This is a genomic window from Pseudomonas sp. MH9.2 (assembly GCF_034353875.1).
In the GTDB taxonomy this organism is placed as follows: domain Bacteria; phylum Pseudomonadota; class Gammaproteobacteria; order Pseudomonadales; family Pseudomonadaceae; genus Aquipseudomonas.
In genome coordinates this window covers 3,068,706-3,082,666 of sequence record NZ_CP133784.1, presented here as the reverse complement: position 1 = coordinate 3,082,666, position 13,961 = coordinate 3,068,706, and the positions used below count along the sequence as shown (strand labels likewise).

The following is a 13,961-nucleotide window of genomic DNA, read 5'->3' as shown; positions in this document are numbered from 1 at the left end:
CACAACGGGGAACCGTTATACCGACGGGCTCATTGTTTCCGCTTATTGTGTTCCTGACGCCATTGACTCATCTCGATCACATTGGCGCTGGGTGGCGGAGTTTTGATTTCGAACGGGTAGGGCGCCAGCTCAATGAGTGCGGTGTGTGCGCCGAACATGGTGATGGTGCCGGGGTGGCGTTGCTCGCCGGTGACGGTGAATTCGAAGTTATACACACGGGCCAGGCGCTTTCTGCCGTTGGCATCGCGGGCGAACGTTATACGCCGTAGAGCGACATTGCCGTCCAGCAGCTCGACGTCGAGTTTGGCACAGTGTTGCTTGACTCGCGCCAGTGCTCGCTCGCGCAAACCATGGGAATGCCACAGCCAGGCGCCGCCCGTGGCCAGCAGCATCAGCACAAAAAGGTTGCCCAAGGTCAGCATGAAAAAGTGCTCCAACAAAGAACGTCCAGCTTAACTGGGTCTGACGATTTACAGTCATACCGTGCAGCTTAAATTTCATCCCTGTTGCTTTCTTTGCTTGCGGTCCGCTCGATGCGTGCGCGTCGAGCGGACCCGGTGGGCGCTTAAGGCGCTTCGTCCTTGATGTCCTGATAGCGTTTTTCTAGCTCCTGACGAATCTGCCGCCGTTGCTTGGCCTGGAGGAAGCGACGTTTGTCTTCACTGTTGGCCGGTTCCAGTGGAGGTACGGCAGCGGGTTTGCGCTCGTCGTCTATCGCCACCATGGTGAAAAAGCAGCTGTTAGTGTGGCGCACCGAACGTTCGCGGATGTTCTCGGTGACGACTTTGATCCCCACTTCCATCGAGGTATTGCCGGTGTAGTTGACTGACGCAAGGAAGGTCACCAACTCGCCAACGTGGATCGGTTCACGAAAGATCACCTGGTCCACTGACAGGGTTACCACATAACGCCCGGCATAACGGCTGGCGCAGGCATAAGCGACCTCATCGAGGTACTTGAGCAGGGTGCCGCCATGCACGTTGCCAGAGAAGTTGGCCATGTCCGGGGTCATCAATACAGTCATCGACAGCTGGGTGTTTCCGGGTTCCATAGCGTGCTCACAGGGTGGGTGTGTCAGAAGTGCACCTATGCTGGTGCTCGCGTTCTTGTAGATCAGTTATCCGGACGCTGGCGGACCCGCCGCCGTCACGCCGAAGCGCCCATCTGTTTCCATATATTGCACCGACTTTCTCCGTAGAGGTGCGGTGTTAACCTGCAAAAAGCCTTGGTCGCGGGTACTTCCTACATTGGAGTCGGGTTTTTCAGCGCATAAAAAAGGAGTTTCACGCCATGCATGCCATCAGTTTTATCCAGGACCTGGCGGTAATCATGCTGGTCGCCGGCGTCGTAACGGTCCTTTTTCATCGTCTGAAACAGCCCGTGGTCCTGGGCTATATCGTTGCCGGTTTCATTATCGGCCCGCACACACCGCCGTTCGGCCTGATCCACGACGAGGATACAATCAAGACCTTGGCCGAGCTGGGTGTTATTTTCCTGATGTTCTGTCTGGGCCTGGAATTCAGCCTGCGCAAGCTGTTCAAGGTCGGTGCCACGGCCTTTATCGCGGCTTTTCTGGAAATCGTGCTGATGATCTGGATCGGCTACGAAATCGGGCGTTTCTTCAACTGGAACGCCATGGACTCGCTGTTTCTCGGGGCGATTCTGGCGATTTCTTCAACCACCATCATCGTCAAAGCGTTGAACGACCTGAAGATGAAAAATCAGCGTTTTGCCCAGCTGATTTTTGGGATCCTGATCGTCGAAGACATTCTCGGTATTGGCATTATTGCCTTGCTGTCCGGCATCGCGGTCAGCGGCTCCGTGAGTTCCGGCGAGGTATTTTCCACCGTCGGCAAGCTGTCGCTGTTTATGGTTGTAGCGCTGGTGATCGGTATTCTTCTGGTCCCGCGCCTGTTGGCGTATGTGGCTAGATTTGAAAGCAATGAAATGCTTTTGGTGACGGTACTCGGTCTGTGTTTCGGATTTTGCCTACTGGTGGCCAAGCTTGAATACAGCATGGTGCTGGGCGCTTTTCTGATTGGTGCGATCATGGCGGAATCGCGGCAGTTGCTGAAAATAGAGCAGCTGATTGAACCTGTTCGCGACATGTTCAGTGCAATTTTCTTCGTTGCCATCGGTTTGATGATCGACCCGAAAATCCTTCTCGATTACGCCTGGCCGATTGCCGTGATCAGTGTCGCTGTGGTGCTGGGCAAGATGCTGTCGTGTGGCCTGGGTGCCTTTATCGCCGGGAATGATGGGCGCACGTCCTTGCGGGTTGGCATGGGTTTGTCGCAAATCGGCGAGTTCTCTTTCATCATCGCCGCCCTCGGCATGACGTTGCAGGTCACCAGCGATTTTCTCTATCCGGTGGCAGTGGCGGTATCGGTGATCACCACCTTGCTGACGCCTTACCTGATCCGCTCGGCGGACCCTTTATCGATGAAGCTCGCGGCAATGATGCCTAAGCGTATCGCGCGGGTCTTCGGGCTGTATGGGGAATGGCTGCGCAGTATCCAGCCACAGGGGCAGGGCGCGTTGCTGGCGTCGATGATCCGCAGGATTTTGTTGCAGGTCGGGGTCAATCTGGCGCTGGTGGTGGCGATTTTCTTCTGTGGCGGTTACTTCGCCGAGGGCATTGGCGGTTATTTGAGCGACTGGCCCCGCGATGACAGCCAACACAAGGCGTTGATCTGGGGTGGTGTCGCTGCCGTTTTTGATCGCGGCCTACCGCAAGCTCAAGGCGCTTTCGATGTTGTTGGCCGAGATGAGCGTTAAGCCCGCCATGGCCGGACGCCACACCGAACGCGTGCGTCGGGTGATCGCAGAAGTGATCCCTTTGCTGTCGATGTTGGTGATTTTCCTGCTGCTGGCTGCGCTGTCGGCGAGCATCCTGCCGACTAACGAATTACTGCTGGTGATTGGGGTGGTGGCCACTATCGTTGCCGCGGTGTTGTGGCGCTGGTGCATCCGTGTACATACGCGGATGCAGATCGCTTTGCTGGAAACCTTGGGTAACCATCAGGAGCCGCCCGAGCATTGAGGCGACTCCTTTCAGCGCCGCAGTGTGCGGCGCTGAGTTGCACGTCTCAGCTTTCCAGCCAGACATCCCGGGCCCAGTGCCAGACTGACTCCCAGCTTTCTTCGGTCACCAGTTCTTCTTCCGCGGACCACAGCACGACAGTGCCGTCTTCTTCGACGCAGTAATAGTCATCGCCGCTCTGACAGATCGGGATCAACTCGCGAGGCACGCCCAGATCCCACGCCGTTGCGGCAACCTCGGGCAGGTAGGTATGGGACTGCGGGTCCATGACGGTCACAGGTTCCAGGCTGCCATACACCACGTCGCTGACAGTCAGCAAAAACTCTTTGAAGACGAAGGGAATGTTGATGAACAGCTGTTCTTCGATCTCGACCAGATCATCATCTTCGGGCAACTCAAGGGGTACGGGTACCCGCTCGTTTTTTTCACGCAGTTCTTCAATAACTTCTTCCACGGCCTGGATCCTCTAACTTGATGGCGCGGGTTATACAGTAGCGTAAGGTTTTCTCAAAACAACGGTTGCCCAAAAAAAAACAAAACCCCGGTTATCCGGGGTTTTGCTTATCGGTGCAATTCGCTTGCGAGCACTGCCGAGCGTCAGCCGTTCTGGCGGATACCGGCGACCAGCCAAGGCTGGTTGTCACCCTGCGGACGTTCCATGTTCCAGCTTTCGCTGAACACTTCACCTTGGTCGAAGCGCGAAGTTTTGGACACGCCGGAGAAGGTCAAGGTCGCCACGGTTTTATCCGAGCGATCATCCAGGCCATCAAGCTGCACGGTCAGGTTGTCGATGAAGGTCGATTGGAAGCCATCACCCAGGTCTGCACGTTCCTTCTTGAGGAACTGGAGCATTTGTGGGGTGACGAATTCGGCAATCTTGTCCATTTCGTTGGCATCCCAGTGCTGTTGCAGCGACTGGAAGTGGCTGCGAGCGGCTTCGAGGAAGCGTTGTTCATTGAACCAGGCCGGTGCATTGATCACCGGAGCTGCAACCGGGGCTGCAGACGAGCCGCCGAAAACCGATGGCTGAGCCGGTTGCTCGAGGGTTTCACGCTGGAACGGCGCATGACCGGCAGGGGACATGTGCTCTTGTTGCTTGCGTCGACGCGCGGCGATGAACCGGAAGATCACGAAGCCGATGACTGCGATGATCAGGATGTCGAAGAACTGCATGCCCTGGAAGCCGCCGCCCATGAACATCGAGGCGAGCAGGCCGCCTGCCGCGAGGCCAGCCAACGGGCCGAGCCAGCGAGAAGCACCGCCAGCAGCAGCGGCAGCAGGGCGACCAGCGGCGTTAGGCGCAGCCGACGGAGAGGCCGGCGCAGCTTGACGGGATTGATGGCTGGGCGCCGAGCCGAAGCTCTTGCCGCCACCGAAGCGCGCTGCGTTGGCTTCGAGGCTCATTGTGAGCCCGATGCACAGCGCCAGAGCGATGCTTAGAAAACGTTGCATAAAGGAATTCCCATTTATGGATTGCACGCGCGCCATGTTGCACAGGAGAAATGACAATGGCTAGCGCCTAAATGTTTCTGGCTTTTGCTTGGGCCTATAACAGGCTCACAAAGAGTGGCCTGTAGGGCATATCTCTGCAGCCTCAGATATTGAGGCTGATCCTACATGTTCAGTGGCTCAGATCGCTTCCAGCTTGGCGTAGCCCATCATCAGCCATTTGCTGCCTTCTGAGAAGTTAACTTGCACCCGTGCCTGAGCGCCGGCACCTTCGAAATTGAGGATCACTCCTTCGCCAAACACCGAATGCTGAACCCGCTGTCCGAGGCTGAACTCGGTTTCCGGGATGCCGGTGCCATTGAACAGGCTGCTTGTGCCCATGTTCTGCGTGCCGCCGAACGGACGGCTGACGCTGTTGGACAGGCGCACCTCTTGAATCAGGGGTGGCGGAATCTCCCGGACGAAGCGCGAGATCTTATTGCGCGTCTCGCTGCCATATAAGCGACGGGTTTCAGCATACGTCATCACCAGTTTCTGCATGGCGCGGGTAATGCCGACATACGCCAGTCGCCGTTCTTCTTCAAGACGCCCGGGCTCTTCTAGGCTCATCTTGTGGGGGAACAGGCCTTCTTCCATGCCCACCAGGAACACGTGGGGGAATTCCAGGCCCTTGGCGCTGTGCAGCGTCATCAATTGCACGCTGTCTTCATGTTCATCGGCCTGAGTATCGCCCGACTCCAGCGACGCATGGCCAAGGAACCCGGCCAGCGGTGACAGCTCGGCGTCTTCTTCGGCATTCTCGAAGTTGCGCGCGGCGCTGACCAATTCCTCAAGGTTTTCTACCCGAGCCTGGCCTTTTTCGCCTTTCTCTTCCTTGTGGTAGGTGATCAACCCGGACTGCTCGATCACGGTTTGGGTCATCAGATGCAGGGGCATCTCCATGACTTTCGCGGTCAGATTCTCGATCAGCTCGACAAATCCACCCAGCGCTCCGGCTGCGCGGCCAGTCAGGCCTTTATTGGCGATCAGCTGGCGCATCGCTTCCCACATCGACACGTCGGCGTGACGGGCATGTTCGCGAATGGCTTCGACCGTTTTTTCGCCGATGCCGCGTGCCGGGACGTTGATCACCCGTTCCAGCGCGGCGTCGTTGCCGCGACCGTCGAGCAAGCGTAGGTAGGCCATGGCGTTCTTGATCTCGGCGCGCTCGAAGAAGCGCTGACCACCATAGATCCGGTAAGGAATCCGCTCGCGCAATAACGCTTCTTCAAGCACCCGCGATTGAGCGTTGGAGCGGTAGAGGATCGCGATGTCGCTGCGCATCAGGCCGGTCTTTAATGCGCTTTCGATGGTTTGGACCACGTAGCGCGCTTCGTCGTGTTCGTTGAACGCGGCGAACAGATTGATCGGTTCGCCGTCACCGCCATCGGTCCACAGCTCTTTACCCAGGCGCCCGCTGTTGTTGACGATCAGGGCGTTGGCGGCCTTGAGAATGCTGGCGGTGGAGCGGTAGTTCTGCTCCAGACGGATGGTTTCGGCGTCAGGGAAGTCAGACGAGTACTGATGAATGTTCTCGATTTTGGCGCCGCGCCAGCCGTAAATCGATTGATCGTCATCGCCGACCACCATCAAGCTGTCGCCGCCCTGGGCCAGTAACCGTAGCCAGGCGTATTGCACGGCGTTGGTGTCCTGGAACTCGTCGACCAGTACATGCCGGAAGCGGCGCTGGTAGTGCGCCAGCAGGCCGGGATTGTCGCGCCACAGGTCCAGGGCGCGCAGTAGCAGCTCGGAGAAGTCGATGACCCCTGCGCGCTGGCAGGCGGCCTCGTAGGCTTCGTAGATCGATTTCATGGTGGTCAGGAACAGATCGCCGCTGGCCTGAATATGCTTGGGCCGCAGGCCTTCGTCTTTCTGCCCGTTGATGAACCACTGCGCCTGACGTACCGGCCAGCGCTGCTCGTCCAGCCCCAGTTCACGGATCACTCGTTTGACCAAGCGTTGCTGGTCATCACTGTCGAGGATCTGGAAGCTCTGGTTCAGTCCGGCTTCCTGCCAGTGCGCCCGCAGCAAGCGGTGCGCCAGGCCGTGGAAGGTACCGACCCACATGCCAGCCGGGTTGATCCCCATCAACTGTTCGATGCGGTGACGCATCTCGGCCGCAGCCTTGTTGGTGAAGGTTACCGAGAGGATCGAGTGTGGCGAGGCATGCTCGACCTGGATCAACCAGGCGATGCGATGCACCAGCACACGGGTTTTGCCGGAGCCAGCACCGGCGAGTACCAACTGACGACCCACGGAGGCAGCTACGGCCTGACGTTGGGCATCGTTGAGGGAGTTCAGCAGAAGGGAGAGATCATCGCGCATCGACGCATTCTAGGGTGCTGGGCTATGTCGGGCAAACCAAGCTTTGCTTAAGCCGATAAATGCCCTATCGATGACGACCGGTAAGTCAGGGCTGCACGCATGGCAGGCCGTGCCCGGGAGGTTTGAAAACAGCCCTGTGGAGCGGCCTCTTTGCGGTTTTTATGAGTCAAGGGAGTTTGGTCTGTCGAGCGGCTTGTGTATGCTCCGTCGACGTTTGGGCTCCACCATTATAAGAACACTGCCTATGACCTCCAGTCTCAGCTCCTCGGGTGCCTCAACCGCATCAGGTCGAGTTATCCGCGAGCAATTTGCCACTCAGATTGCGGTGGAACGCACACGTTTGCTTTACCAGGGTTCGCTGTTGCCCACCCTGTTCATGTTACTCAACGGTCTGGTCTGCGCCTGGTTGCTCTGGAGCCCGCAGCGTTATCTGCTGGTCGGCGTTTGGCTGGGGTGGCTGACGACGCTGGTGGGTTTACGCGTCATCCAGGTCGCGGCGTTTAACGCCGCGCCATTGTTGCGCCAGGCGCAGCCGATCTGGCGTGGGATGTTTTTGCTGGGTGCAGGCGTCAGCGGCCTGACCCTCGCCAGCGCGGCAATCGCCTTGGTCCCGGTGGATAGCTTTCAGCAGCAAGCCTGGGTGTTTGGCTTGATCGGTGCCGCGACGCTGTCGGCCAGTATTGCTTACGCGGTGAGTATCCCGGCGTTTCTGACCTTTACCTTGTCGTGCCTGTTGCCCCCGATCACCTTTCTTTTTTTGCATGGCGATGAGCAGCATGGCTGGGGCTGGCTTGGCCTGATATTACTGGTGGCGCTGATTGTCGTGGCCCTGCAGGTTAATCGCTTGATCCGTCAGGGGTTGGTTCAGCGCTTTCAGAATCAGGCGCTGATTGAGCATCTGCAGCAGGCACAGGCCCACGATGAGCAGCTCAACCATGAGTTGGCGCGGGAAATCGAACAGCGACGCAAGGCCGAGCGGGAATTGCGCGAGGCCCAGGTCGGGCTCAAAGCCCGAGTCGTCCAGCGCAGCCTTGAGCTGGATGAGGCCAATCAGGCGCTGAGCAAGAGTGAGGAGAGGCTGGCGCTGGCGCTTGAGGCCAGTGAGCTGGGCCTGTGGGACTGGAACTTGCAAACCGATGAAGTCCACCACACGCAGATCAAAGCATTGTTCGGTCTGGAACCGGAACACGTGACCGCCATGCTCAGCCACCTTAAGCCACGCATACATCGCGAAGACTTGCCGTTGATGCAACTCGCGATGATTGACCATCTGAAGGGGCATACGGACGACTATAAAGTTGCCTATCGCTTCCGGCATGGTGACGGGCGCTGGGTTTGGATCGAGGACCGTGGCCGCGCCGTGGAGCGCAGCAGCGATGGCCGGGTGATTCGCATGCTCGGTACCCGCCGCGACATCAGCGCCAGTAAACAGCTGGAAGAACAGCGCCGTTTGGCCGCCACGGTCTTCGAAGCCGCAAGCGAAGGCATTGTCATTCTTGATCCGAAATACACCCTGCTGGCGGTCAATCGGGCGTTCAGCCGAGTGACCGGCTACCCGCAGGAAGACATGAAGGGCTGCAAGGTCACTGAGCTGGCGTGCAGCCGCGATGCCCGGCGCCATTTTCAAGCGATCCATGAATCGCTGGAGCAAACCGATAGCTGGCAGGGCGAACTGGTTGAGACTCGCAAAAATGGCGAGCTATATCCGCAATGGCTCCAATTGAACGTAGTGCGCGATGTGCGGGGTAATGTAAGCCACATTGTCGGCTTCTTCGCCGACCTGTCGGCAAGGCGCGAATTCGAAGAACGTATGCGCTATTTGAAGCACTACGATGAGTTGACCGGCCTGGCCAACCGCTCGTTGTTCAAGGAGCGCTTGCGTGAAGCCAGCCAGCGCGTGCGACAGGGCGGTAGAAGCCTGGCGTTGCTGCACATCAATCTGGATCGCTTCAAGCTGCTCAATGACAGCCTGGGCCACGAAGTCGCCGATCAACTGTTGAGGCAAGTGGCGCGGCGTCTTACCAGCGCATTGCCCGAGGCCGACACCATCGCGCGGTTATCCGGTGATGAGTTTGCGGTGTTATTCGATGCCTACGGCAACCTGTCCAGCCTGGCACGGGTCACCAGCCGCCTGCTGGCCAAATTACGGCAGCCTCTTTCGGTGGCCGGGCATGAGTTGGTGGTCAGCGCGTCAGTGGGCATCAGCCTGTTGCCAGACTCGGCCCGAGAGATCTCGGCGCTGGTCAGTCAGTCGAACATGGCCATGCAGCATGCCAAACATCTGGGCGGCAATAATTTTCAGTTCTATACCGAGAACCTGCAAGCCAGCACGCTGGAGCGTCTGCAACTGGAAAATCAGCTGCGCAAGGCGCTCGACGAGAATCAGCTGCAGGTGTTCTACCAGCCCAAGCTGTGTCTGGCGACCGGCCGTTTGAACGCGGCTGAGGCGCTGGTGCGCTGGCTGCACCCGACGATGGGCATGGTGCCGCCAGGGGACTTTATCGGGCTGGCGGAAGAGACCGGGCTGATCGGGCCGATTGGTGAATTCGTGTTACGTCAGGCCTGTTGGCAGGCGTGTGAATGGCAGCGCCAGGGGCTGGAGCCGATCAGGGTGTCAGTCAACCTTTCGGTCCATCAATTGCGTCAGGGCAAGTTGGTCAGTCTGGTCCGCCAAGTGCTTGAGGAAACCGGCTTGGCACCGCGCTACCTTGAGCTGGAATTGACTGAGAGTCAGCTGCTCGACGGCGTGGAGCACATCATCGCAACGTTCCATCAGCTGCATGAGTTGGGCGTGAAACTGGCCATCGACGACTTCGGCACTGGCTATTCGTCGTTGAGTTACCTGAAACGCTTCCCCGTGGATTACGTGAAAATCGACCAGGCGTTCATTCGTGGCTTGGGCGAAGGCACCGAAGACGCAGCCATCACCCGCGCTATCATCGCCATGGCCCATAGCCTGGAATTGAAAGTCGTCGCCGAAGGTGTGGAAAACGAGGCACAACTGAACTTCCTCAAAGCTCACGAGTGCGACGAAGTGCAGGGCTACCTTATCAGCCGTCCGGTGGATGCAGAGGCTGCGACGCGGTTGTTGCGCGAGCATGGGCAGCAGACGTGGTCCCCTCCGGGCTGACGTGTCTGCGAAGGCCGCAACTCGGTGTGCCTGACGGACTGCTTTGCCTGATTCGCAGGCATGCCCGCGCTGGCATGATGAGGGCGGCGGAAAGGTTGCAGATCGTCAAACCGAGCTCGTTTAGCTGGGCGGGCCGCAGGGCATGTAGTATAACTACAAGCATGCTACATCCCGCCCAAGCCTTACTAGCCGAGTCCAGCCCTTTGAACCTGTTGCACCACATCGCCCAGTCACGCCATCTGCTGCGTAAGTCGGAACTCAAGGTTGCCGACCACGTGCTGCTTGACCCTGCGGCTGTAATGCACAGCTCCATGGCTGACCTCGCGCACAACGTGGGTATCAGCGAGCCCACCATCGTCCGCTTTTGCCGTGCCATTGGCTGTACCGGCTTTCAGGATTTGAAGCTCAAACTGGCGCAAAGCCTGGCCGCTGGTGCCAGCTTTGGTCAGTTCGCGATCCACGAAGATGATTCGGTTGCCGATTACAGCCTGAAAATCTTCGACACCACCCTGCACACGTTGATGGAGGTTCGTGAGCATCTCGATCCCCACGCGTTGCAGTTGGCGGTGACGGCGATGGCGTCGGCCCAGCGCGTAGAGTTCTACGGTTTTGGCGCATCCGGCGCGGTGGCGGCGGATGCGCAGCACAAGTTCTTCCGCTTGCTGCTGACGGCTGCGGCGTACTCCGACCCGCACATGCAGGCCATGTCGGCGGTGACACTCAAGCCCACCGACGTGGCGATCTGCATCTCCCAATCCGGACGCTCCAAAGACCTGCTGATCACTGCAAATCTGGTCCGTGAAAGTGGTGCCACGCTGGTGACCTTGTGTCCGAGCCAGACGCCATTGGCAGAGTTGGCGAGCATCAATCTGGCGATTGATGTTCACGAAGATACCGAAATCTATACGCCGCTGACCTCGCGTATTGCCCACCTGGTGGTGATCGATGTGCTGGCGATGGGCGTCGCCATGGCGCGTGGCCCGAGTCTGGTCAACCATCTTAAAAGCGTTAAACGCAGTCTGCGCAGCCTTCGCTTGTCGCCCAAGTCAGTCAAGGCGCTCGACGACTGATTGCTGGGCGTCTCGCCTTCGCAACAGCGCAAAGCTTCATCGTCCTGTCATCTTATCGCCGTGCAACCGTCATTGACGGCGATCATGCTCAAGCTCCCGCAAACGCAATGGGAGACAGGATATGCCTCGGCACTACGATGACTCGCAGCAGCAGCGCGCCACCAGCGCTACCTCCGCTAATACGTCCAAAAACACCCGGCGACAGCAGGAAGATCAGCGACGCATGGAATTCCGTCGTGCGATCGAAAGCTACTCTGAGCAGCGCAAACTGGCGCAGAAGCTTTCCGACTATTTCGAGGTGGGTGATATTGGCGAGTTTGGCTCACTTAATGTGTGGCAGACGGCCTCGGAAGGCTCCCGTCGAAACGCTCAGCAAGCTGGCTGATCTGCGCGCGTTCGGTGCGGATGAATGCAAGAAAGGCATGCGCGACCGGCGACAGCCGTTTGGCCTTGGCTTGCACCACGCACCAGCTGCGGTACAGCGGCAATTCGGCCACCGGAAGCTCGCGCAGCGTCCCGGTGGCCAGCTCTAGGTTCAGAGCATGGCGAGTCAACAACGCCACGCCAAGACCGGCCACCACGCATTCGCGTTGAGCTTCAGCCGAAGAAACCTCAAGGGTTTGGGTGAAGTGCACGCGCTTCTCCTTGAAATACTCCTCGCAGGCTCTGCGCGTGCCTGAACCGGCTTCGCGGATCAGCAAGGGGTAGGGTTCAAGGTCCTTCAGGGTCAATTGCTCGACCTGACACAGCGGATGATCCGACGGCGCCACCGCGACGATCGGGTTGTTGAGGAAGGGCATGAACTCCAGGCCCATGTCCTGCGGCACCATCGACATAATCGCCAGATCATCACGGTTATCCGACAGGCGCTTGATCACCTGCGCGCGATTGACCACCGTCAGGTTCAGCATCACTTCGGGGTGCTGGCGCTTAAACGCGGCAAACAGATGCGGCACGAAGTATTTGGCGCTGGATTCGATGGCCAGTTTGAGTTGCCCTTGCAGCGAGCCCTGCATGTCCGACAGCTGCATATCCAGGTTTTCCAGACGCCCAAAAATGTCTCTGCTGGCGGCTTGTAGCGCTTCGGCGGCCTCCGTCATGTACAGTTTTTTGCCGACATACTCGAACAGCGGCTGGCCAATCAGCTCTTCCAACTGACGAATTTGTAGGCTGACGGCCGGTTGTGTGAGGGCCATTTCATCGGCGGCGCGGCTATAAGACTTCAGGTCACAGACTTCGTTGAACGTCCGCAATTGACGCAATGTAATACGCATCAATGACTTACGCATAGCTGACCCCCTCTGAAGATGGTTGAAAAACCAACTATAAGGTTTTACTTATGCATATCCCAACTTTTATTGATTTTTGTTAATCCTTCTTCAGGCATAGGGTAGCTATCACAATGTGGCCGCACGTAACACGCGGTTACACGCCGACCGGCCCAGCCGGTTCGTCTGTTCTAACGGTCGAGGAAACGCCAGTGATAACAAAAATCCTGATCGCCAACCGCGGTGAAATTGCTGTCCGGATCGTGCGCGCCTGCGCCGAGATGGGCATTCGCTCGGTTGCGGTCTATTCCGACGCCGACCGTCATGCCTTGCATGTCAAACGGGCTGACGAAGCGCACAGCATTGGTGCTGAACCACTCGCCGGTTATTTGAACCCACGCAAGCTGGTTAATCTCGCGGTAGAAACCGGTTGTGATGCTTTGCATCCCGGTTATGGTTTCCTTTCGGAAAACGCCGAACTGGCGGACATCTGCGCCGAACGTGGAATAAAATTCATCGGGCCGTCGGCAGAAGTCATCCGTCGCATGGGTGATAAGACCGAAGCACGCCGCAGCATGATCAAGGCCGGTGTACCGGTGACACCTGGCACTGAAGGCAACGTCGCCGATATCGCTGAAGCGCTGGTCGAAGGCGAGCGCATTGGTTACCCGGTGATGCTCAAAGCCACGTCTGGCGGCGGTGGTCGGGGTATCCGCCGCTGCAACAGCCGTGAAGAACTGGAGCAGGCGTTCCCTCGGGTGATCTCGGAAGCGACCAAGGCGTTTGGTTCTGCGGAAGTGTTTCTCGAAAAATGCATCGTCAATCCCAAGCACATCGAAGCGCAGATCCTCGGTGACAGCTTTGGCAACGTCGTGCATCTGTTCGAACGCGATTGCTCGATCCAGCGCCGTAACCAGAAGCTGATCGAAATCGCCCCCAGCCCGCAACTGACCCCGGAACAGCGCGCCTACATCGGCGACCTGTCGGTGCGTGCGGCCAAGGCTGTGGGTTATGAGAACGCTGGCACCGTGGAGTTCCTGCTCGCCGAGGGCGAGGTGTACTTTATGGAGATGAACACTCGGGTGCAGGTGGAACACACCATCACCGAAGAAATCACCGGTATCGATATCGTCCGTGAGCAGATCCGCATCGCCTCCGGCCTGCCGCTCTCGGTCAAGCAGGAAGACATTATTCACCGTGGCTTCGCCCTGCAATTCCGGATCAATGCCGAAGACCCGAAAAACAATTTCCTGCCGAGTTTCGGCAAGATCACCCGTTATTACGCGCCCGGCGGTCCTGGCGTGCGTACCGACACGGCGATCTACACCGGCTACACCATCCCGCCGTATTACGACTCGATGTGCCTGAAGCTGATCGTCTGGGCACTGACGTGGGAAGAGGCCATGGACCGTGGCTTGCGCGCCCTGGACGACATGCGTCTGCAAGGGGTCAAGACTACCGCCGCGTACTACCAGGAAATCCTGCGTAACCCGGAATTCCGTAGCGGTCAGTTCAATACCAGCTTTGTTGAAAGCCATCCCGAACTGACCAACTACTCGATCAAGCGCAAACCCGAAGAGCTGGCTTTGGCCATCGCCGCCGCCATTGCCGCCCACGCAGGCCTGTGAGGAATACAA

The 13,961-nt window shown here is 58.3% G+C and carries 10 protein-coding genes and 1 pseudogene; 5 read left to right on the top strand and 6 right to left on the bottom strand.

What is annotated here, in order from left to right; all coding sequences use genetic code 11:
• Positions 1 to 29 precede the first annotated feature (29 nt).
• Both RHM55_RS14535 and RHM55_RS14530 read right to left on the bottom strand, forming a co-directional pair.
• Complete coding sequence (locus tag RHM55_RS14535) at positions 30 to 422, bottom strand: DUF3301 domain-containing protein (RefSeq protein WP_322177049.1); 393 nt, start codon at positions 420 to 422, stop codon at positions 30 to 32.
• Between the two features lie 143 nt (positions 423 to 565).
• Entirely contained in the window at positions 566 to 1,051 is a 486-nt protein-coding gene (locus RHM55_RS14530) for an acyl-CoA thioesterase (protein WP_322177048.1), read from the bottom strand.
• A gap of 239 nt (positions 1,052 to 1,290) precedes the next feature.
• Here RHM55_RS14530 and RHM55_RS14525 point away from each other — a divergent pair.
• A pseudogene (locus tag RHM55_RS14525) lies at positions 1,291 to 3,043 on the top strand (cation:proton antiporter).
• A gap of 46 nt (positions 3,044 to 3,089) precedes the next feature.
• Here RHM55_RS14525 and RHM55_RS14520 read toward each other — a convergent pair.
• The 3 genes from RHM55_RS14520 to uvrD form a co-directional block, all read right to left on the bottom strand.
• A complete protein-coding gene (locus RHM55_RS14520; protein WP_322177047.1) occupies positions 3,090 to 3,497 on the bottom strand; it encodes an SMI1/KNR4 family protein in 408 nt (135 codons plus the stop codon).
• 143 nt (positions 3,498 to 3,640) lie between these two features.
• Entirely contained in the window at positions 3,641 to 4,495 is an 855-nt protein-coding gene (locus RHM55_RS14515) for a Tim44 domain-containing protein (protein ID WP_322177046.1), read from the bottom strand.
• A 177-nt stretch (positions 4,496 to 4,672) separates the two neighbouring features.
• Complete coding sequence (gene uvrD / locus RHM55_RS14510; protein WP_322177045.1) at positions 4,673 to 6,856, bottom strand: DNA helicase II; 2,184 nt, start codon at positions 6,854 to 6,856, stop codon at positions 4,673 to 4,675.
• Positions 6,857 to 7,100: 244 nt separating this feature from the next.
• On the opposite strand from uvrD, the gene RHM55_RS14505 reads away from it, so the two are divergent.
• The 3 genes from RHM55_RS14505 (at position 7,101) to RHM55_RS25945 (ending at position 11,441) form a co-directional block, all read left to right on the top strand.
• Positions 7,101 to 9,986 (top strand): EAL domain-containing protein, encoded by a 2,886-nt coding sequence (locus RHM55_RS14505; RefSeq protein ID WP_322177044.1) that lies wholly within the window; start codon positions 7,101 to 7,103, stop codon positions 9,984 to 9,986.
• Positions 9,987 to 10,189: 203 nt separating this feature from the next.
• The gene (gene hexR, locus RHM55_RS14500; RefSeq protein WP_322182953.1) at positions 10,190 to 11,056 is read left to right on the top strand and encodes a transcriptional regulator HexR; all 867 of its coding nucleotides are present in this window, start codon (positions 10,190 to 10,192) and stop codon (positions 11,054 to 11,056) included.
• 223 nt (positions 11,057 to 11,279) lie between these two features.
• Entirely contained in the window at positions 11,280 to 11,441 is a 162-nt protein-coding gene (locus RHM55_RS25945) for a PA3496 family putative envelope integrity protein (protein WP_407074662.1), read from the top strand.
• Here the strand turns inward: RHM55_RS25945 and RHM55_RS14490 are convergent.
• Positions 11,383 to 12,345 carry a LysR family transcriptional regulator gene (locus tag RHM55_RS14490; protein WP_322177043.1) on the bottom strand — a complete coding sequence of 321 codons (963 nt, stop codon included), beginning with the start codon at positions 12,343 to 12,345 and terminating at the stop codon, positions 11,383 to 11,385. The two genes, RHM55_RS25945 and RHM55_RS14490, sit on opposite strands and share 59 nt — an antisense overlap.
• A gap of 191 nt (positions 12,346 to 12,536) precedes the next feature.
• On the opposite strand from RHM55_RS14490, the gene RHM55_RS14485 reads away from it, so the two are divergent.
• Positions 12,537 to 13,952, top strand: coding sequence for an acetyl-CoA carboxylase biotin carboxylase subunit (locus tag RHM55_RS14485; protein ID WP_219064594.1), 1,416 nt, complete (start codon positions 12,537 to 12,539; stop codon positions 13,950 to 13,952).
• Positions 13,953 to 13,961: the final 9 nt, after the last annotated feature.